Consider the following 20,111-nt stretch of genomic DNA (forward strand, 5'->3'; position numbering starts at 1 on the left):
ATGCCTTGCGCTGCGGACGAGAGCCTGACTTCCGCGACGCCTCGGATAATGGACGTTCATCAAGACCCGTCCCGACGGCGCGGTATGCGCCGCCATCGGACGAGCCATGTGTGCTCTACGAGGGGCAACCTAACGCGGGAATCGCTCGGCGGCGAGAGATGTGACGAAGGCGCGACGCTCCGTCGCGGCGCGGTTGACGGCTACCTCCGCGGCCTGTAAGGAGCGCCCACGTCTTGAAAGACCAGACGCCAGCCAAGCCGCCCGTCCCATGAGTTCGGGGGGTCAACGTCCGCCGACGATCACGTCCGCGGGCGCGTTTTGCGTTGCGCGCCGACGGCTCCGTTTAAGACCAACCACGAGGCGCTGGCCTTCATGTTCGAGACCCTGACCGACCGCCTCGGCGGCATTCTGGACCGGCTGACCCGCCGCGGCGCGCTGACCGAGGCGGACGTGGCCGAGGCCATGCGCGAGGTGCGGCGCGCGCTGCTGGAGGCGGACGTCGCGCTGGAGGTGGTGCGGTCCTTCATCGACCGGGTGAAGGAGCGCGCGGTCGGCGTCGAGGTGGTGAAGTCGGTCACCCCCGGCCAGATGGTGGTCAAGATCGTCCATGACGAGCTCGCCGCCATGCTGGGGCCGGACGCCCAGCCGATCAGCCTCGCGGCCGCGGCCCCGGTGCCGATCCTGATGGTCGGCCTGCAGGGCTCGGGCAAGACCACCTCCACCGCCAAGATCGCCCGCCGCCTCTCCACGCGCGACCGGCGCAAGGTGCTGATGGCCTCGCTGGACACCCGCCGCCCGGCGGCGATGGAGCAGCTCGCCACGCTGGGCCGCCAGACCGAGGTCGCCACCCTGCCGATCGTGCCGGGGCAGACCGCGCTGCAGATCGCCCGCCGGGCGATGGAGGCGGGCCGGCTCGGCGGCTACGACGTGGTGCTGCTCGACACCGCCGGCCGCACCACGCTCGACGACGCGCTGATGGCGGAGGTGGTCGAGGTCAGACAAGCCACCAACCCGCACGAGGTGCTGCTGGTGGCCGACGCCCTCACCGGCCAGGACGCGGTGACCACCGCCCGCGCCTTCGACCAGGCGGTCGGCGTCACCGGCATCGTGCTGACCCGCATGGACGGCGACGGCCGCGGCGGCGCGGCGCTCTCCATGCGCGCCGTCACCGGCAAGCCGATCAAGCTGGTGGGCGTGGGCGAGAAGTTCGACGCGGTGGAGGAGTTCGATCCCTCCCGCATCGCCAACCGCATCCTCGGCATGGGCGACGTGGTCTCGCTGGTGGAGAAGGCCGCGGCCACCATCGACGCCGAGAAGGCGGCCAAGACCGCCGAGCGCATGCGCAAGGGCCAGTTCGACCTGAACGACCTGCGCGACCAGCTTCAGCAGATGCAGCGCATGGGCGGCATGTCTGGTCTGATGGGCCTGATGCCGGGCGTGGCCAATCTCAAGAAGCAGATGGCCGGCGCCAATCTCGACGAGGGCATGTTCCGGCGCCAGGCCGCGATCATCGACAGCATGACCCGCGAGGAGCGCCGCAACCCGGACATCCTCAAGGCCTCGCGCAAGAAGCGGGTGGCGGCGGGCTCCGGCGCGAAGGTCGAGGACGTCAACAAGCTGCTGAAGATGCACCGCCAGATGGCGGACATGATGAAGCTGATGGGCAAGGGCGCGAAGTCCGGCCGCGGCCCGCTCGCCGGCCTCGGCGCGGCGCTGGGCTTCGGCGGCGGCGCCCCGCAGATCCCGCCGGAGGCGCTGGAGGAGCTGAAGAAGGGCAAGCTGCCGGACGGCCTGCCGCCCGGCTTCCCCGGCGGCGGCGGGCTTCCGGGCGGAATGCCCGGGCTTCCCGGCCTCGGCGGGCCGAAACTGCCGGGCCTCGGCGGCTTCCCCGGTCTCGGGAAGAAGAAGTGAGCCTTTGAAATTCAGGCGGAGATTGCGGCGGACGCGCGAGCGCGACGCCCGAAGCCTCCGCCGGATGGACCGAACGACCCTGAACCGCTCCCGGCCCGAGGCCGGGGCCACGACCTGACTGGAAGGAAAGAAAATGTCCCTGAAGATCCGTCTCGCCCGCGGCGGCGCCAAGAAGCGTCCGTTCTACCGCATCGTCGTCGCCGACTCGCGCTATCCCCGCGACGGCCGCTTCATCGAGCGCATCGGCACCTACAACCCGGTGCTGCCGAAGGACGCCGAGCGCGTCGTTCTCGACGTGGAGAAGGCCAAGGAGTGGCTGGCCAAGGGCGCGACCCCGACCGACCGCGTTCACCGCTTCCTGGACCAGGCCGGCCTGCTGAAGCGCCCGGCCCGCAACAACCCCACCAAGGCCGAGCCGGGCAAGAAGGCGCAGGAGCGCGCCGCCGAGGCCGCCGCCAAGAGCGCCGACGCCGCGGAGTGATCCGCCTCCGGGCCGCATGACCGCGGCCCGGATTTCGGACGCCGTACGGAACGTCACGCGCAGCCGCCACGCCCGAGCCTGTCCCGGGCATGACGGGAGTGGGCGTCACGCGCCGCGGCGCGGTCCAGACAGGCCTTGAGCGCCGCGAGGCGCTCCCCGATCTGCGTGGTCCCGGCGCGGCGTCCGTCCGCTCCGGGGCTTCGCGTTCCGCCTTCGGCCTTCGAGCGAGACGACACCGCCCATGACCTCTTCCCGACGGGTTCAGATCGGCGTCATCGGCGCCGCCCACGGCGTCCGGGGCGAGGTGCGGGTGAAGTCCTTCACCGCCAACCCGATCGATCTCGCGGCCTACGCCCCCATCACCGCCGAGGACGGCGTGCGCGCCTTCGCGGTGGCCGGCCTGCGCCACCTCAAGGACGACATGCTGGTGGTGCGCTTCAAGGGCGTGGACAGCCGCGACAAGGCCGAAGCCCTGAACGGCGTCGGCCTGTTCGTGCCGCGCGAGGCGCTGCCCGACGAGGACGAGGACGAGTTCTACTGGACCGACCTGATCGGCCTGCGCGTCGAGACCGCGGACGGCGCGGCGGTCGGCGAGGTGGTGACGGTGACCAATTTCGGCGCCGACGATCTTCTGGAGGTGCGGCTCAGGGGCGAGCGGCGCACGGTCTACCTGCCCTTCACCAGGGCGGTGATTCCGGTGGTGGACATGGCGGGCGGCCGCCTGGTGGCCGCCATTCCCGACGGGCTGCTGGACCCGCCCTCGGACGGCCCCGAGGGCTGAGCGTCTTCGAACGTCAGCGGATCACCGGCTCGTCCGGCAGTTCGTCCCGCCGGCCGGGCTCCGGCGGCAGGGCGTCGGCCAAGGCCTCGCCGCAGCGCGCCACCGCGGCGACGACGCCCTCGATCAGCCGGCCCTCGCGGGCGGCGTCCACGATCAGCGCCACCTCCTCCCGCCAGGTCGCCGGGTCGACCGCCTCGTGCACGCCCACGTCGGCGATCACCTCGGCGCGCCGGTCCGCCACGGCCACATGGATCAGCACGCCGATGCGGTTTCTCGTGCCCGAGACGCCAAGCTCGTCGAAGGCCGAAAGCGCCGCGCGGTGGGCGGACGCCGGCGCCGCCAGCCGGTCCAGCCGGAGCGCCCGCCGCACCCGCGACGAGGCGGCGAGCCCGGCGAGCGCAAGGAACAGCGCGGCCTGAAGCGCCGCCAGCAGCAGGATCGACAGGTTGAGGTGAGACAGCGGCAGCGCGACGCCGATGGCGATCAGCCCGGCCGCCACCAGCGCCAGCGTGGCGTCGGTCTCCTCGCAGGTCTCGGTCTCGATCACCACCACGATCTCGGCCGCGGTGCGCGCCTCCGCGGCGCGGACCGCCTCGGCGATGCGGCCGCGGTCGGCGGGCGTGAGGACGGTCGCCGCGCTCACCATCCGCCCGAGGCTCCGCCGCCGCCGGACGAGCCGCCGCCTCCGCCGCCGAAGCCGCCCCCGCCTCCGCCGGACCATCCGCCGCCGAAACCGCCGCCCATGCCGGGGCCGCCGATGATCCACGGCGCGGCGCGCCGGCGGCGTCCGTTGAGCGGGGCGGAGCGGAGCGAGCGCCAGAACACATAGAGGAAGAACAGCACGAAGGCGGCCATGAACAGGGTTGCGAACAGCGGGGGCTCCTCGCGCCGCTCCGCCGCACGGGCCTTGAAGTCCTCCGCATGGCCGGAGAACACCGCCATCACGTCGTCCGCGCCCCGGGCGACGCCGCCCGGAATGTCGCCGGCCCGGAAGCGGGGCAGGATGGCGTTCTCGATGATCAGGCGGGACACCGCGTCGGTAAGGTCGCCCTCGAGCCCGTAGCCGACCTCGATCCGCACCTTGCGCTCGTTGGGGGCCACCAGCAGCAGCGCGCCGTCGTTGCGGGTCGCGTCGCCGAGCTTCCAGGTCCGGAACAGCCGGTTGCCGTAATCCTCCGCCGAGGTCCCCTGCAGCGAGGGCACGGTGGCGACGGCGAACTGGTGGCCGGTGGTCCGCTGGAAGGCGGCGAGCTTGTCGGTCAGCGCCCGCTCGGCGTCGGGCGGGAGCGCGTCCGCCTGATCGACCACATAGCCGGTGAAGGCCGGGAACGTCAGCTCTTGCGCCCAGGCCGCCGCCGGCGCGAGCGCAAGCCACAGGCCGGCGAGGCCTGCGCGGACGGCGATTGCGAGGGGGCGGCGGACGGCGATCATGTTCGCGCCTTAAGCTAGATGCGCCGTGGGCGGCGGCAAGCGGGGCAGGGCCCCGGAAAGCCCGTCTGGAGAGCGAAACCCGCCATTCTCCTCCCCGCGAGGCGGGCGCCGGACGTCAGCGCGTCCCGGCCTGCGCCTTCGGTTCGATCACCACGGTGGCGGTGAGCCCCGCCGTGAGGCGGAGGTCGGCGGGCGCGCCGTCGAGCCGCACGCGCACCGGCACCCGCTGGGCGAGCCGGACCCAGGCGAAGCTCGGATTGATGTTGGCGATCAGGTCGTCGCCGGCGACGTTGTCGCGGTCGGCGATGGCGCGGGCGACGCTCTCCACATGGCCCGTCAGGTCCTCCGGGTGGCCCATGAGACGCACCACGGCCCGGTCGCCCTCCCGGATCAGCCGCAGCTTGGTCTCCTCGAAGTAGCCGGCCACGTAGAAGCTGTCGCTGTCCACCAGCGCGATCACCGGCTTGCCGGCCGTGACGTAGTCGCCGGGCCGCAGCAGAAGGTTGGAGACGTAGCCGTTCACCGGCGCGCGCACCTCGGTGCGGGCGAGGTTGAGCTCCGCCGTCTTGCGCTCCGCCACCGCCTGGCCGAGGGCGGCGTCGGCGGCTGCGACGGCGGCGCGGGCCTGCTCGCGGGTCTCCTCGGACACGGCGCTGGAGGTCAGCCGGTCGCGCCGGTCGGACTCGCGGCGGCGCTGCTCCAGATCGCTGGCGCGGCCGGCCTCCACCGCGCGGGCGAGCTCCAGCGCCAGCGCGTAGCGCTCCCGGTCCACCACGAACAGCACGTCGCCGCGCTTGACCTGCTGGTTGTCGCGCACCTTCAGCTCCGAGACCTGTCCCGCCACGTCCGGCGCCAGCCGCACGATGTCGGCGCGCACGCGCCCGTCCCGCGTCCACGGCTCGTAGACGTAGGAGCGCCACAGCCACACGCCCGCGGCCACGGCGGCGGCGAGCGCGAGCAGCGTGACGGCGATCCGGAGCCCGCTCTTCAGCGACGGCATGACGGCGCACTCCTCATGACAGCACGGCCCACACGCCCGCGAGCGTGATCACATAGACCGCCAGATTGAACAGGGCCGGCCGCCAGACCAGCCGGTAGAAGCCGACGCGCTCCAGAACCATCCGCAGCGGCTGCCAGAGCAGGGCGGCGACGGCGAGATAGAGCAGCAGCGGCGGCGCGAACACGCCGAACAGATCGAGCTCCTTGATCATGCGGCGCCTCCCTCCGGCGCGGGCGCGCCGAACAGCTTCGGGTGCCGGGCCAGCGCGCCGCGCAGCGCGGCGATCCAGATCGGCAGGTCGTCGGCGTCCTCGCGGGCGCCGAGCCGCGGGTCGAGCGCGGCGTCGAGCGCCGCGTCGAGCCGGTCGAGCGGGACGGCCGAGGCTTCGCCCCGCGCCAGCCGGCGGAAATGGCGCGTCAGCGCCGCCAGCGCGTCGGACACCGCCTGATCCGCGGGCGCGGGCAGGGTTCGCGCCACCCGCCGCAGCGCCAGCGCGTTCAGGCCCACCCGCACGCCGGCGAGCGCGCCCTGCTCCAGCGCGAGCTGGTCCGGGTCCGACAGGTCGAGCCGGGCCATCAGCCCGTCGATGCGGTCGAACATGCGAGCCTCGAACGCGAGGCGGCCCACGTCGCGGCCCGCCATGGCGCCCGCCAGGTCTTCATGCAGGCCCCGGACGAGACGCGCGATCGGCCAGGACGCGCCGATGGGACGCAGAGTGCCGAGCAGGGCGGCGGCGACGCCGATGCCCACGAGCTGCGCCAGCGCGTTGTTGGCGAAGGCCGCGAAGTCGTGGGTCGCCACATTGGTGAGGTTGATCAGGTTCAGCGCGCCCAGCGCCACCGCGAGGCCGAGCAGGGCGAAGCGCGGAAAGGTCATGGCGTAGCCGGCGCCGATCAGCAGCGGCGCGAACGAGATCGCGAGCGTCTCGAAGCCCTCGATGCGCGGCAGCACCGCAAAGGCGTAGACCGCGGCGATGGCGGTGGCGGCGACGGTGGCCTTGAAGAAGGCCCCGGCGGCGGCGGCCGGGTCGTCCTGCTGGGCGAACAGGCTGGTCATCACCGCCACCATCACCGCCGCGCCGGCGCCGGCGTTCCAGCCCGACGCGCTCCAGAACACCGAGATCACGATCAGGGCGATCGCCGCCACCCCTCCGGAGACCAGCGCGAGCCGGGGGTCGCGGTAGCGCGCCAGCGCCACGTCGTCCGCGCTCTCGTCCTTCAGCGCCTGCGCGGGGCCGCGCGCCTCGCCCAGACGCTCCACGTCGGCGGCGAAGTCGAGCAGGTCCATGGCGCGGACCAGCAGAACGCGCTCCACCACCAGCCCGCGGTCGCCGCGCATGGCCTCCGTGTCGGGCAGGGCCGAGGCGAGTCTGGCGCGGGCGGCGGCGAGCGCCTGCGGGTCGCCGCGATGTTCGAGCGCGTCGGCCGCCTGACGCAGCCGCGGCCTCAGCGCCTCCACCTTGTCCGGGAACTGCTCGCGCAGGATCTCCATCCGGTCATGGATCGAGACCACCAGCGCCAGAAGGTTCATCAGCCGCCCGTGCAGCAGCCGCAGGCGGCGGTTGGAGAGCCGCACGCCGGCGTCGTCGAAGGCGGCGTGGACCCGGAGCCCGTCGAGCTTCAGCACGGCGGAGATCATGGCGCGGCGGTCGCGCATGGCCTGCGTCCGGTCAGGCCGGCCGCGCAGGGTGTCGGCCGCGAAGGCCGCGACGGAGGCGACCGCGGCCCCGGTGGCGCGCTTCAGCGCTTCGGCGGCGGTCTGCGGAAACAGCGTCTGGCTGAGGACGGTTGCGGCGACGATGCCGACGCAGATCTCCGCGCCCCGGTCGAGCGCGGACAGGAACACCGCCTGCGGCGCGTCCACATTGGGAAAGGCGATGATCGCCACCGTGTAGCCGGAGAGCAGCGCGCCATAGGCGGCCGGGGCGTCGCGCAGCAGCACCGAGACCGCGACGCAGGCCCCGATCCACAGCGAGGCGGCGCCCACCATCAGCTCCGGCGTCTGGGCGAACAGGGCGGCGAACAGCACCGCGGCGCTCGCGCCGATCACGGTGCCGACGACGCGGAACAGCGACTTGGACAGCACCATGCCGGCGAGCGGCTGGGAGACGATGAACACCGTCATCATCGAGGTGGCGGCCTGGGGCAGGTTGATCACGAACGCCGCATAGGCCGCCAGCAGCGCGGCCGCCGTGGTGCGCAGCGCGAAGATCAGCTTGGCGGAGGACAGGGCGTTCACGGCCGTCCCCGGCGGTCGGCGCGCTCGGCCATGCGCGCGAACACCGACAGGCAGGCCTCCAGCTCCGCCGGCGACACGCCCTCGGTCAGTTCGGCGCAGACGGCGCGCACCGTGGTCTGCAGCCGGTCGGTCAGCGCCGCGCCTTCGGGCGTCAGGCGCAGCGCCTTGGCGCGGCGATCGGTCGGGTCCTCGCTGCGGGCGACGAGACCCGCCGCCTCCAGCCGGTCCAGCAGCCGCACCAGCGACGGCCCCTCGATGCCGAGCGAGCGGGCGAGGTCGTTCTGCCGGGCGCCGTCGCCGAGCCGGGCGAGATGCACCAGCGGCCGCCACATGGCCTCGGTCAGGTCCTCCGAGGCCAGCGCCTCGTCGAGCGCCCGCCGCCAGCGCCGGGCGGCGTGGCCGAGCTGGTAGCCGAACTCGGCGGCGAGCGGTGGGAGCGGGGCGATGGACATGGCTATTAAATAGGGCGCTATCTAATAGCTGTCGAGCGATCTCCGGCGCGGCAGTCCCGCGCCCATGGCGGGGCTGCTGAGCCGGGAGGGGCGGGCGTCAGCCGCGCAGGGCGGCGCCCGTCGCCTTGGTCACCTGCGCCACGATGCGGGCCGCGACCTCCTCGATCTCGGCGTCGGTGAGGGTCTTCTCCCGGGGCTGCAGCGTCACGGCCAGCGCCAGCGACACCTTGCCCTCGGGCACGCCCGGCCCCTCGTAGCGGTCGAACAGGTCGACGCGTGCGACGAGCTTGCGGTCGGCCGCCAGCGCGGCGCGGATCAGCTCGCCCGCCGGCGTGTCGCGGTCGGTCACGAAGGCGAAGTCGCGGCTGAGCGGCTGGAAGGCCGAGCCCTCGAACGGCGGCTTGGCGCGGGTCGGCTTGGCCTTGGGCTGGGGCAGGGCGTCGAGGATCAGCTCGAAGCCCACCAGCGGCCCGGAGACGCCGAGCGCCTGCAGCGTGCGCGGGTGCAGCTCGCCGAAGGCGCCAAGCACGACCTTGGGGCCGAGCTGCAGCGCGGCCGAACGGCCGGGGTGGAACCAGCCCGGCGCCGCCCCTTGCGCGATCTGCACCGCCGAGGGCTGCAGGCCGAGGCCCGCCAGGGCCGCGAGCGCATCGCCCTTGACGTCGAAAGCGTCCACCGTCGCGGCGGCCTCGCCCCAGTGGCGCCCCGCGCCCCGCGCCTTGGCGGTTCCGCGGCGCAGGCCCGCGGCCGCGATCTTCTGGTCCTCGGGGCGGTCGCCCCAGAACACCTGCCCCGCCTCGAACAGCGCGGTGTCGGCCAAGCCCCGGTCCGCGTTGCGCTGGGCGGCCGCGATCAGGCCCGGCAGCAGGCTCGGCCGCATGTCGGACAGGTCGGCGGCGATGGGATTGGCGAGCGCAAGCTCCGGCTTTCCGCCGCCGAAGGCTTCGGCCTGGGTCTTCGACACGAAGGACCACGTCACCGCCTCCACCATGCCGCGGGCGGCCAGCGTGCGGCGGGCGACGCGGGCGCGGCGCTGGACGGGCGACAGCTTCGGCCCGGAGCCGAAGGCGGCCGGCAGCGGCGTCGCCACCAGCCGGTCGAGGCCGACGATGCGCACCACCTCCTCGACCAGATCGGCCTTGCCGGAGACGTCGGGGCGCCAGCTCGGCACGGCGGCTTTCAGGGTCTCGCCCTGGCCGGTGACCCAGAAGCCCAGCAGCGCCAGCGGCGCCTTCACCTCGGCCGGGGTGAGCGCGAGGCCGGTGAGCCGCTTCACCTCGGAGACGGGGAAGTCGATGATCAGGTCGCGCTCGGGGACCTCGCCCGCGGTCGCGATGCCGGAGGCTTCGCCGCCGCAGATGTCGAGCACGAGCTGGGTGGCGAGCTCCAGCCCCGGCAGGGCGAAGGCGGGATCGACGCCGCGCTCGAAGCGGTGGCGGGCGTCGGAGTTCAGGTTCAGCGCGCGCCCCGTGCGGGCCACGGAGAGCGGGTCCCACAGCGCGCTCTCGATCAGCACGTCGGTGGTGGTCGCGTCGCAGCCGGTGGCGAGGCCGCCCATGACGCCGGCGATGGCCTGCGGGCCGGCGTCGTCGGCGATCACGCACATGGTCGCGTCGAGCGCGTAGGTCTTGCCGTCGAGCGCCACCAGCGTCTCGCCGGCGCGGGCGCGGCGCACCACGAGGTCGCCGGTCACCTTGGCGGCGTCGAACACGTGCAGCGGCCGCCCGCGGTCGAAGCTCAGATAGTTGGTGACGTCCACCAGCGCGTTGATGGGCTTGGAGCCGACGCTGGTCAGGCGCCGCCGCATCCACTCCGGCGAGGCGCCGTTCGTGACGCCGCGCACGAGGCGAAGCGCGAAGAACGAGGCCAAGGGCTCCGTGTCGCCGAAGTCGAACGTCACCTTGACCGGGCAGGGGAAGGCGCCGGCGACCGCGCGGATCGACGGATCGCGCAGCTCGCCGATCTCGGCGGCGGCGAGGTCGCGCGCCACGCCGTGGACGCCGAGGCAGTCCGGCCGGTTCGGCGTCACCGCGATCTCGATCACCGGATCGTCGAGCCCGACCAGCGGGGCGAAGGGGCGGCCGACCGGCGAATCCGCAGGGAGCTCAAGGATGCCCTCGCTCTCGTCCGACAGGCCGAGCTCCTTCGCCGAGCACAGCATGCCGCCCGACGCCACGCCGCGGATCTCGGAGGCGCCGAGCTTCACGCCCGACGACGGCACCACCGTGCCGGGGGCCGCGAACACCACCTTGAGGCCGGCGCGCGCGTTCGGGGCGCCGCACACCACCTGCAACGGCGCGCCTTTTCCGACGTCCACCGAACAGACCTGAAGCTTGTCGGCGTTGGGGTGGCGCTTGGCGTCCAGGATGTGGCCGACGACGAAGGCGGAGAGCTCGCCCGCCTTGTCCTCCACGTCCTCCACCTCCAGCCCGACGCGGGTCAGCGTGTCGGTCACGAGGGCGAGGTCGGCGTCGCCGCCGAGGTGCTCTTTCAGCCAGGAGAGGGAGAATTTCATCAGCTTTGGCCCTCAGGGCGTCGGCGCGGCCGCGCAGGGGGCGGCGAGCCGGGGATCATCAGGACGGTCGGCCTGGGTTCAGAGCCGGCTCGGTCGTTCAACGCTCGACGTCATGCCCGCCTTTGGCGGGCATGACGTCAGTTTCAGGCGCGCTCCGGCCTCTCCATCGGCGTTTCAGGACGACAGGCCGGCGGCGAGCGTCGGGAAATCGAGCGGGCGGAAGCCGTAATGCGCGAGCCAGCGGGCGTCGGCGGCGAACAGGTCGCGCAGGTCCGGCATGCCGTATTTCAGCATGGCGATGCGGTCGATGCCCATGCCCCAGGCGAAGCCCTGATGCCTGTCCGGATCGAGCCCGCAGTTGCGCAGCACGTTCGGATGCACCATGCCGCAGCCGAGAATCTCCAGCCAGTCGTCGCCCTCGCCGATGCGCACCTCGTTGGGCAGCTTGCGGCAGCGCACGTCCACCTCCATCGACGGTTCGGTGAAGGGGAAGAAGGACGGGCGGAAGCGCAGCTCCACCGAGGGCACCTCGAAGAAGGTCTTCAGGAACTCCTCCAGCACCCATTTCAGGTGGCCCATATGGGCGGTCTCGTCGATGACGAGGCCCTCCACCTGGTGGAACATGGGGGTGTGGGTCTGGTCCATGTCGAAGCGGTAGGTGCGCCCCGGACAGATGACGCGGATCGGCGGCGTGCCCGCGCGCATGGTGCGCACCTGCACCGGGCTGGTGTGGGTGCGCAGCAGCAGGCGCTCGCCGTTCGCCTTCTCGGGCAGGAAGAAGGTGTCGTGCATCTCCCGCGCGGGGTGGCCCACGGGGAAGTTCAGCGCGGTGAAGTTCAGCTCGTCGGTCTCGATGTCCGGCCCTTCGGCGATCGAGAAGCCCATGGCGGAGAAGATCGCCGCGATCTCCTCCATCACCTGGCTGACCGGGTGGATGCGGCCGGTCTCGAGCCCGCTCTCGCGCACGGGCAGCGAGACGTCGAGCCGCTCCGAGGCCAGCCGGGCCTCGAGCGCCGCGTCGGCGAGCGCGGCCTTGCGGTCGGCGAGGGCGCCGGCCACCCGGTCGCGCAGCGCGTTCAGCGCCGGGCCGAAGGTCTTGCGCTCGTCCGGGGACATGGTCCCGAGCGTCTTCAGCTTTTCGGAGACGGAGCCCTTCTTGCCGAGGGCGGCCACGCGCACGGCTTCAAGCGCGGCCTCGTCGGCGGCGCCGGCGACGGCGGCCAGAACGTCGGCTTCGAGGGCGGAAAGGCTTGCAAGGTCGGTCATCGGCGGCGCGGTCTTCTGCGAAGGCCGCCGGAACGACAGGGAAGCGCGGGGAATATCCCGCGCCGGGCGCCACCGCGGCCGCTGCGCCGCGATCCATGTCCCCCGCGTCTTCGACGAGCTCCGGCGGCGGAGGGGGAGAGGGGCCCCGGCGCTCGGGCCGGGGCGACGTCGCGTGGCTGATCGTGGTCCGGGCCGGCGCCTCGAAGGGCGCGGCCCGGAAGGCCTCACGCCGTGAGCGCGGCCTTGGCCTTGGCGGCCAGGGCGCCGAAGGCGGCCGGCTCGGCGATGGCGAGCTCGGACAGCACCTTGCGGTCCACCTCGATGCCGGCCTTGGCGAGGCCGTCGATGAAGCGGGAGTAGGTCAGCTCGTGCTCGCGGACCGCGGCGTTGATGCGCTGGATCCAGAGCGCGCGGAAGGTGCGCTTCTTGTTCTTGCGGTCGCGGTAGGCGTACTGCATCGACCGATCGACGGCGGCCTTGGCGGCGCGGATCGTGTTCTTGCGGCGGCCGTAGAAGCCCTTCGCGGCGGCGAGCGTCTTCTTGTGCTTGGCGTGGGACGTGACGCCCCGTTTAACGCGAGCCATGGGTCAAATCTCTCGTGATCTCAGGTGTTCGGGAAAAGCGCTTGGGAAAAGCAGAGCGGGCGTCAGCCGTAGGGCAGGAACGTCCGGACGATCCGCGCGTCCTGCGGCGTCAGGATGGTCGTGCCGCGCTGGTTGCGGATCTGCTTGTTGGTGCGCTTGATCATCCCGTGGCGCTTGCCGGCCTGGGCGGAGATGACCTTGCCGGTCGCGGTGAAGCGGAAGCGCTTCTTCGCCGCCGACTTGGACTTGATCTTGGGCATTTCGCTCTCCGAAAAGAAGGAGAAGCCCCCGGCGTGCGGTCGCCGATCCCCGAGACGGAGAGGCGGCCAGGCCCGAGGCTTCGAGCAGGATTGGGCGCGCCACGGCAGCCCATAACCGGCCGGGCGCGCGCGGAAGCCGGGCTTATACGCGCCGCGGCCCCGGTTTGCAACGGGTCAGGCGCGCCGCCTGATGGTGGCGGAGATGGCCCGGGCGATGCGGTCGTAGTCGCCGTCGAAATGGTGGCCGCCGGGCGTCTCGATCAGGGTGACGCGGGCGGGGTCGAAGCTCGGGCAGGGCGTGCGCCCCACCGCCTGCTCCTCGGCGCCATAGACGCAGATCAGCGTCGGCCGTTCCGGGGCCTCTTCCGCCCGCACCACTTCCGGGACGGTGGGCTTCGGATAGCCCTCGAACCGGGCCGCCACCTTGGCGACGCCCATGGCGAGATCTGCGGTGTTCGACAGGCCGAGCATGGCGACCGAGCGCACCAGCGCCCGGTCCGGCTCGGGCAGCCGGTTGTAGGCCACGGGGACGGTGTCCGCCCCGAAGGAGTAGCCCACCAGCGCCACGTCCTGGACGCCCCAGAGCCGCCGGGCGGTCTCGATGATGCGGCCCACGTCCGCGCCCACCTCGTCGGGGGAGTGGGGGGTGAGGAAGTAGCGCAGGCTGTCGAGGCCGATGGTGGCGACGCCGTCATCCGCGAAGCCTTTCGCGAGCCTGCGGTCGATGGTGGCCCAGCCGCCGCCGCCGGTGACGATCACCGCCAGCGCCCGCGGCGGCCCCTTGGGCGCCACCGCCACCACCGGCAGGTCGGCGAGTTCGGGCAGGGTCTCGCCCGGCGGCAGATGCGCCTGCTTCAGGCCGGGGAACCAGTGGGTGAAGGTCTTGTGCGCGGCCGGATAGGCCACGACGGCGAAGGTGGCGAGAGCGGCGAGGACGGCGCGGCGATAGGTCATGGCGAGGCGGCCCGGAGCGCGGCCCGCCGCGCGATCACGGCACCACGCGCGCGGATTTGGGCGGCGTGAAGGCGGTTCGCCTCAGGGCGTCTCGGCGGTCACCGCCACGCCCACGGTGCGGCTCGGCGCGCCGCTGACCTGCAGCGTCGCCGGGCCGTCCTTGAGCGTGAAGCGCATGGATTTGCGCGCGCCTTCGCAGATGGGATCGCCGGTGAAGCCCAGCGGCGTCGCAGGGGATCCGTCCTGAACCACGTCGAACCAGACCCGCTCCGTGGTCGTCACCCGCCACGCGCCCGCTCGGGCCTCGAATCGCAGCGTCCCCGCCAGCGCGGCGGGGGCCTGCGCCTGCTCCGGCGGCAGCGCGAGGCCGGCCTTGTCCGCGTCCGTCATCAGCAGCCGCACGGCCACGGCGGGGGCGGGAAGGATCGTCGAGCCGCTCGGAACCATCTCCGCCGTCGCGAGCGCCGCCACATCCGCGCTCACGTCCCAGGCGAAGGCGGAGCAGGGCTTCGCGTCCACCGCGACGGCGGGGGTCGCCGCGAGGCTCACAAGGGCGCTTAGGGCGAGACGACGCATGTGGTCCTCCTCAGGGCCTGTCGGGGCGTTCAGGCAACCGTCATGCCCGAGCTTGTCTCGGGCATCCACGACTTGGACGCTCAAGCATCCACGCCGCGAGAAGTCGTGGATGCCCGCCATGCGGCGGGCATGACGGGAGCTTGGATCGCGCGCTTCGGCAAGTCTCAAACAGGCGTTTCAGCCTCCGGCCATGGCCGCCCAGAACGCGGCGCCGACCGGGTGGCCGGCATCGAGCATCAGCCGCAGGCTGAGCGCAAGCGCAACCACGATCACCAGCGGGCGCACCAGCTTCACGCCGTGCTTGAGGGCGAGTCCCGCGCCGAGCCGCGCGCCGATCAGCGCGCCGCAGCCCATGACGGCGCCCACCGTCCACACCACATGGCCGCCGATCACGAAGACGATCAGGCTGGCCAGATTGGACGACAGGTTGAGCAGCTTGGTGCGCGCCACCGCCTTCACCGCGCCGAAGCCCGCGAGCCCCACCAGCGCGATCATGAAGAACGAGCCGGTGCCGGGGCCGAACACGCCGTCATAGGCCCCGATCGGCATCGCCACTCCGAGCGAGAAGGCGACGGGCGACAGCCGGGGGCGGCCGTCCACGTCCGACAGCCTCGGCCCGAAGATGAAATAGAGCGCCACCGCGATCAGCAGGAAGGGCAGGCCGACGCGCATGGCCTCCACCGGCGCCACGGTCACCAGCGCCGCGCCGACGGCGGCGCCGCCGAAGGAACTGGCGGCGAGCCGCCAGGTCTCCCGGCTGCGGAAGTCCAGCATGCCGGCCTGGGTGAAGCGGAAGGTGGCGGTGGCGGTTCCGACCGAGCCCTGCAGCTTGTTGGTGGCGAGCGCCGATACCGGATCGAGCCCGCCCAGCAGCAGCGTCGGCAGGGTGATCAGGCCGCCGCCGCCGGCGATGGCGTCGACGACGCCGGCGAACAGGCCTGCGCCGAAGAACAGGGCCAGCGTTTCAAGCGAGAAGGACACGGGGGCAGGGCTCCAGCCTCCGCCTTCGGGCGTGACGCCTTACGCGGAGCGCCGGGAGGCATAGCCGCCATGCGCCCGAAAGGCGAGCCGCGCGCGCCGCAGGGCGGACCCGCGCCGCCGTTTCGCGCGTTGCGGAGCGGGCGCGCGTTTGCGACTGATGGGACGGGCAGCCCAAGCCGCCCTGAGGGAGGACAGCATGCTGAAGACCAAGACCGCGCTCGTCACCGGCTCCACCAGCGGCATCGGCCTCGCGGTCGCCCGCGCGCTCGCCCGCGAAGGCGCCGACGTGGTGATCAACGGGCTCGGCGACGCCGGCGAGATCGAGAAGGCGCGGGTCGCGATCGAAGCCGAGTTCGGCGTTCAGGCGCTCTATAATCCGGCGGACATGACCAAGCCCGAGCAGATCGCCGCCATGGTGAAGGCGGCGGAGGACCGCTTCGGGGCGGTGGACATCCTGGTCAACAACGCCGGCATCCAGCATGTGGCGCCGGTGGACGAGTTCCCGGACGCCGCCTGGGACCGCATCATCGCCATCAACCTCAACGCGGTGTTCCACGCCGCCAAGGCGGCGCTGCCGGGCATGAAGAGGAAGGGCTGGGGCCGGGTGATCAACACCGGCTCGGCCCATGCGCTGGTGGCCTCGCCCTACAAGTCGGCCTATGTGGCGGCCAAGCACGGCGTGGCCGGCTTCACCAAGTCGCTGGCGCTGGAGGTGGCCCAGGCCGGCATCACCGCCAACACCATCTGCCCCGGCTACGTATGGACGCCGCTGGTGGAGGCGCAGATCCCCGACACCATGAAGGCCCGCGGCCTGACCGAGGAGCAGGTGAAGAAGGACGTGCTGCTGGCGGCCCAGCCCACCAAGCAGTTCGTGACGGTGGATCAGGTCGCCGCCTTCGTGACGTTCCTGTGCTCGGACGCCGCGGCCAACATCACCGGCGCGTCGCTGCCCATCGACGGCGGCTGGACGGCGGCGTGAACGGCGGCGTCCGGACCGCGGGCGTCGCCGCCTGATCCCCGCGATCCGCCGTCCAGAGACCCGTCATGTCCGGCGTTCGCCGGGCGTGACGCCCGTGTTTCCCAGGCCTCAGGCGGCGTGGCGGCTGGCGTCAGCGCCGTAATAGGCCACGTAGCGCGGGTTGATGACGGCGCGCGGCAGCACGATCAGCACGTCGGTGGTGCCGAACTGGCGGTCGATCACCGCGCCGTCGCCCACGAAGGCGCCGAGCCTCAGGTAGCCCTTGATCAGCGGCGGCAGCGCCTTCAGCGCCGCCTTGAGGTCGATCGCCTCCTTGGGCATCAGGTTCATGTCGGTGCGGCGGCCGGGCAGCGCCGCGGCGGCCCATTCGGCCGGCGCGCGGTGGAAGTGGTGCAGGTAGGACAGGGGCAGCGCCATGCGTTCGGGGTCCACGCCTTCGAGGCTGGCGCAGCCGATCATCACGTCCACGTCGTGGGCCACCACGTAGGACCAGACGCCGTGCCACAGCAGCTCCACCGTGCGCTTGTCCCGGAAGGGCTTGAGCACGCAGGAGCGGCCGAGCTCCAGGAACGACAGGCCCGGATGGCGGGCGACCAGCGGCGCGATGTCGAATTCGCCGGCGGTGTAGAAGCCGAAGGCGCGGTCCGCCTGCTCCTGCCGCAGCAGGCGGTAGGTGCCGACCACGCGGGGCTTCTTCGGCTTGGGCGCGGCGGCGCCGATGGCGAAGGGCGCCTTGGCCTCGAAGCCCTTCAGATCGAGGCCCTGCAGCCCGGCCAGCAGCTTGCCCGCCACCGGATGGGCCGGCTTCGGCCCGTGGTCGAGCACCAGCAGGTGGTCGCAGACCGCGTCATAGGCGTCCATGTCGCGGCGGGCGAGCTTGGCCAGCGGGTCGGCGACGGCCGCCATCTCCTTGTAGAACACCTCGTAGCGCAGCCGCTGGGCGCGCTTCACGTCCTTCGGCCGTTCGGCGAGCCGCAGCTCCAGCGCGCCGATGCGGCCGAGCGGCTTGGGCAGGCGGGCGGCGGAGGCTTCGAGCTGCGCCCGGCTCGGGGTGGACTCGGGCGCGGCGGCGCCCCGGAAGCTGGCGATCAGCTTGGCGGCGGCGCCGGGGCGCTCCGCCGAATGGTGCGAGCGGAAGCGGCGCACGAGCGCGGCGGGACCGGTCGGATTGGCGCGGACGATGGCCATGGTCAGCCTCAGCGTGGGGCGGTCGGGCGCCTCTTGTGGACGCCGGAGCGGCGTCGCGTCCGGCGGCGGGCATCTCGGCCGCAACGAACAGGACACCATACTCCGCCGACGGCCATATGACAGCTCAAACCGCTGTCATCGCTCCGGAAACGGTTGAGGGCTCAGGCGACGCGCGCCGTCGTGCAGCCGTCCAGCAGCTCCGCCAGCCGGGCGGAGTCGAGCGGCTTGACCAGCGCGGCGTCGAAGCCGGCGGCGAGCGTCGCGGCGCGGTCCTCGTCGGAGGCGTTGGCGGACAGCGCCAGCATCAGCAGCGGGCGCGCGCCCGACTCCGCCTCCCGCGCCCGCACGCGCCGCGCCACCGCGAGGCCGTCGAGGCCGGGCATGCGGATGTCGAGCAGGGCGGCGTCGAAGGCGGCGCCGGTCAGCGCCTCCAGCGCGGCGAGCCCGTCCCGCGCACGGGTCGGCGCATGGCCAAGGCGCTTGAGATGGGCGGTGGCGATCAGCGCGCTCACCTCGTCGTCCTCGGCGAGCAGGACCTTGAGGCCCCGACCCGCCGGCGCCGGCGCGTCCTGCGGCTCGAGGGCGCCGGAGGCGGAGATCGGCCGGGGATCGGTGAGGCGCGACACCAGCGAGGCGGTGCGCACCGGCTTGACCAGAAAGCCGTCGAAGCCGTCGGCGGCGAGGCCCGGCAGCTCGCCCCGGTCGGCGGGGTTCAGCAGCGCGAGCCGCAGCCCCACGCCGCCGAGCCGGGCGGCGAGCGCGAGGTCCGCCGGCGCGCGCTCGCCGCCCGGCCGGTCGATCAGGGCGGTGTCCGCGGCGAAGGCCTTCAGCGCCTCGGCCTGGTCGGCCGCGGCGCCGCAGGTCGCCATCAGCCGAGCCTCCGCGCCGCAGAGCGCGAGCCGCTCCACCAGCCACGGCCCGCTGAACGGCGCGTCGGACAGCACGGCGACGCGACGCCCTTCAAGGCGCGTTTCCAGCGTGGCGGCGGGCGCCGCGTCGCGCGCGGGCAGGGTGAGGGTGAAGGTCGCGCCCCGGCCGGGCGTCGCTTCGGCGCGGATGGTTCCGCCCATGGCCTCCGCCAACCGGGCGCTGATGGCGAGGCCAAGGCCGACGCCCGGAGCGCCCGCCTCGTCCGCGCCGCGCTCGAACTCGCCGAACAGGCGGGCGGCGTCGGCGGGGTCGAAGCCCGGCCCGGTGTCGCAGACGGAGAAGCGCAGGCCCGCGCCCGCCGGCTCCACCCGCAGGCCGACGCCGCCGGCGTCGGTGAACTTCACCGCGTTGCCGGCGAGGTTGAGCAGGATCTGGCGCAACCGGGCGGCGTCGGCGGTGATCCGCGCCGGCGCGTCGGGCGCGACGAAGACGGCGAAGTCCAGCCCCTTGGCCTGGGCGCGGGGGGCGAGCAGCTCGGCGACCTGCTCCGCGACCGCGGCCGGATCGAACGGCGCCGGCTGCAGCGCCACCTTGCCGGCCTCGATGCGCGACATGTCGAGGATTTCGTCCACCAGCCCCAGCATGGCCTCCGCGGAGCTGCGCACCGCCTGGGCGTAGGTGCGCTGCTCGGGCGCGAGCGCGGTGCCGAGCAGCAGGTCGGCCGCGCCGGCGACGCCGGACAGCGGCGTGCGCATCTCGTGGGTGACGGTGGCGAGGAAGCGGGACTTGGCGCGGGCGCCCTCGTCCGCCTGCTCCCGCGCCAGGGCGAGCGCCGCGGCGCCGTCGGCGCGGGCGCGTTCCTCCTGCTCGGTGGAGCGCCACAGCGCGTCGCGCAGCCGCTCCATCTCCGCGTCATGGGCGCTCGCCCGGCGCAGCAGCGCGGCGATGACGAGAAGGGCCGCCACAAGGCCGACGCCCGCGAGGATGGCGATGAGGGTCACGCTGGTTACGTCTCCCGACCGGCGCCCGGAACAGGCGGCCGGGCCAGCATCGCCGCTTCGCGTTGAGGAAGCGTTAGCCGTGCGCGGGGCTGCTTTCCTTGCGCCCGTCAACCGTGCGATCCTCATCGGCTTCGCAGACCGCCAGAAAGCCAGACCGACCATCATGAGCGTCGCCTTCACCCGCGAGCAGGACCTTGAGGCCACCGCCGCGGACCTGCCCGACCGTCCGATCTCCCAGCATCCCAATCTGGTGACGCGGGAGGGGCTCGCCGCGCTGGACGAGGCGCTCGCCGCCGCGCGGGCGGCCTATGCGGCGGCGCAGGCCTCCGGCGACATCCAGACCGACCGCACCGCCATGGCCCGCGCCACCCGCGACCTGCGCTACTACGCCGCCCGCCGCGCCACCGCCGAACTGGTGGAGCCGACGCACGATCCGGATGTGGCGGCCTTCGGCTCCACCGTGACCTTCGACCGGGAGGACGGCCGCCGCCAGACCTTCCGCATCGTGGGCGAGGACGAGGCCGACCCGGCGAAGGGCTCGGTGTCCTATGTCTCCCCGCTCGCCCGCGCGCTGATCGGCAAGCGGGCGGGCGACGCCGCGACGCTGCCGAACGGCGAGGTGGAGATCGTCGCCGTCGGCTGA

20 protein-coding genes are annotated in these 20,111 nt (G+C 73.1%); 5 read left to right on the plus strand and 15 right to left on the minus strand.

All coding sequences use genetic code 11. From position 1 onward, the window contains the following. Positions 1-372 precede the first annotated feature (372 nt). From ffh to rimM, 3 genes are all read left to right on the plus strand, one after another. The gene (gene ffh, locus PKE85_RS13610) at positions 373-1,911 is read left to right on the plus strand and encodes a signal recognition particle protein (RefSeq protein WP_271205305.1); all 1,539 of its coding nucleotides are present in this window, start codon (positions 373-375) and stop codon (positions 1,909-1,911) included. A 133-nt stretch (positions 1,912-2,044) separates the two neighbouring features. Further along, positions 2,045-2,392 (plus strand): 30S ribosomal protein S16, encoded by a 348-nt coding sequence (rpsP, locus tag PKE85_RS13615; RefSeq protein WP_271205306.1) that lies wholly within the window; start codon positions 2,045-2,047, stop codon positions 2,390-2,392. A 241-nt stretch (positions 2,393-2,633) separates the two neighbouring features. Continuing rightward, on the plus strand, positions 2,634-3,173 hold the full coding sequence (rimM, locus tag PKE85_RS13620; protein WP_271205307.1) for a ribosome maturation factor RimM: 540 nt from the start codon (positions 2,634-2,636) through the stop codon (positions 3,171-3,173). Positions 3,174-3,186: 13 nt separating this feature from the next. Here the strand turns inward: rimM and PKE85_RS13625 are convergent, their stop codons facing one another. The 13 genes from PKE85_RS13625 to PKE85_RS13685 form a co-directional block, all read right to left on the minus strand. Continuing rightward, positions 3,187-3,819: a TPM domain-containing protein gene (locus PKE85_RS13625; protein WP_271205308.1), complete on the minus strand. Its 633-nt coding sequence runs from the start codon at positions 3,817-3,819 to the stop codon at positions 3,187-3,189. After that, a complete protein-coding gene (locus PKE85_RS13630) occupies positions 3,813-4,604 on the minus strand; it encodes a TPM domain-containing protein (protein ID WP_271205309.1) in 792 nt (263 codons plus the stop codon). The genes PKE85_RS13625 and PKE85_RS13630 overlap by 7 nt, the downstream gene beginning before the upstream one ends. 115 nt (positions 4,605-4,719) lie before the next feature. Continuing rightward, positions 4,720-5,604, minus strand: coding sequence for an efflux RND transporter periplasmic adaptor subunit (locus PKE85_RS13635; RefSeq protein ID WP_271205310.1), 885 nt, complete (start codon positions 5,602-5,604; stop codon positions 4,720-4,722). Between the two features lie 13 nt (positions 5,605-5,617). Further along, entirely contained in the window at positions 5,618-5,815 is a 198-nt protein-coding gene (locus tag PKE85_RS13640) for a DUF1656 domain-containing protein (protein WP_271205311.1), read from the minus strand. Next, positions 5,812-7,842, minus strand: a complete 2,031-nt coding sequence (locus PKE85_RS13645) for an FUSC family protein (RefSeq protein WP_271205312.1) — start codon at positions 7,840-7,842, stop codon at positions 5,812-5,814. Before PKE85_RS13645 ends, PKE85_RS13640 begins: the two co-directional genes overlap by 4 nt. Beyond that, a complete protein-coding gene (locus tag PKE85_RS13650) occupies positions 7,839-8,294 on the minus strand; it encodes a MarR family winged helix-turn-helix transcriptional regulator (protein WP_271205313.1) in 456 nt (151 codons plus the stop codon). The genes PKE85_RS13645 and PKE85_RS13650 overlap by 4 nt, the downstream gene beginning before the upstream one ends. 97 nt (positions 8,295-8,391) lie before the next feature. After that, positions 8,392-10,809 carry a phenylalanine--tRNA ligase subunit beta gene (gene pheT / locus PKE85_RS13655; RefSeq protein WP_271205314.1) on the minus strand — a complete coding sequence of 806 codons (2,418 nt, stop codon included), beginning with the start codon at positions 10,807-10,809 and terminating at the stop codon, positions 8,392-8,394. 174 nt (positions 10,810-10,983) lie between these two features. After that, the gene (gene pheS, locus PKE85_RS13660) at positions 10,984-12,075 is read right to left on the minus strand and encodes a phenylalanine--tRNA ligase subunit alpha (RefSeq protein WP_271205315.1); all 1,092 of its coding nucleotides are present in this window, start codon (positions 12,073-12,075) and stop codon (positions 10,984-10,986) included. Between the two features lie 224 nt (positions 12,076-12,299). Continuing rightward, a complete protein-coding gene (rplT, locus tag PKE85_RS13665; RefSeq protein ID WP_271205316.1) occupies positions 12,300-12,659 on the minus strand; it encodes a 50S ribosomal protein L20 in 360 nt (119 codons plus the stop codon). Positions 12,660-12,721: 62 nt separating this feature from the next. Then, positions 12,722-12,919, minus strand: coding sequence for a 50S ribosomal protein L35 (gene rpmI / locus PKE85_RS13670; RefSeq protein WP_020187175.1), 198 nt, complete (start codon positions 12,917-12,919; stop codon positions 12,722-12,724). A 174-nt stretch (positions 12,920-13,093) separates the two neighbouring features. After that, positions 13,094-13,873 (minus strand): alpha/beta fold hydrolase, encoded by a 780-nt coding sequence (locus PKE85_RS13675; protein WP_271205317.1) that lies wholly within the window; start codon positions 13,871-13,873, stop codon positions 13,094-13,096. Between the two features lie 81 nt (positions 13,874-13,954). Then, positions 13,955-14,449, minus strand: coding sequence for a hypothetical protein (locus tag PKE85_RS13680; RefSeq protein WP_271205318.1), 495 nt, complete (start codon positions 14,447-14,449; stop codon positions 13,955-13,957). A gap of 177 nt (positions 14,450-14,626) precedes the next feature. Then, complete coding sequence (locus tag PKE85_RS13685) at positions 14,627-15,430, minus strand: TSUP family transporter (RefSeq protein WP_271205319.1); 804 nt, start codon at positions 15,428-15,430, stop codon at positions 14,627-14,629. Positions 15,431-15,626: 196 nt separating this feature from the next. Between PKE85_RS13685 and PKE85_RS13690 the strand changes: the two genes are divergently transcribed. Beyond that, entirely contained in the window at positions 15,627-16,409 is a 783-nt protein-coding gene (locus tag PKE85_RS13690; RefSeq protein WP_271205320.1) for a 3-hydroxybutyrate dehydrogenase, read from the plus strand. Positions 16,410-16,517: 108 nt separating this feature from the next. Here the strand turns inward: PKE85_RS13690 and PKE85_RS13695 are convergent, their stop codons facing one another. Next, positions 16,518-17,597 (minus strand): GNAT family N-acetyltransferase, encoded by a 1,080-nt coding sequence (locus PKE85_RS13695; protein ID WP_271205321.1) that lies wholly within the window; start codon positions 17,595-17,597, stop codon positions 16,518-16,520. 161 nt (positions 17,598-17,758) lie between these two features. After that, complete coding sequence (locus PKE85_RS13700; RefSeq protein ID WP_271205322.1) at positions 17,759-19,468, minus strand: ATP-binding protein; 1,710 nt, start codon at positions 19,466-19,468, stop codon at positions 17,759-17,761. A 163-nt stretch (positions 19,469-19,631) separates the two neighbouring features. Between PKE85_RS13700 and greA the strand changes: the two genes are divergently transcribed. Further along, positions 19,632-20,111 (plus strand): transcription elongation factor GreA, encoded by a 480-nt coding sequence (greA, locus tag PKE85_RS13705; RefSeq protein ID WP_271205323.1) that lies wholly within the window; start codon positions 19,632-19,634, stop codon positions 20,109-20,111.

The sequence above is a fragment of the Methylopila jiangsuensis genome, assembly GCF_027922305.1.
GTDB classification, from domain to species: Bacteria; Pseudomonadota; Alphaproteobacteria; order Rhizobiales; family Methylopilaceae; genus Methylopila; species Methylopila jiangsuensis.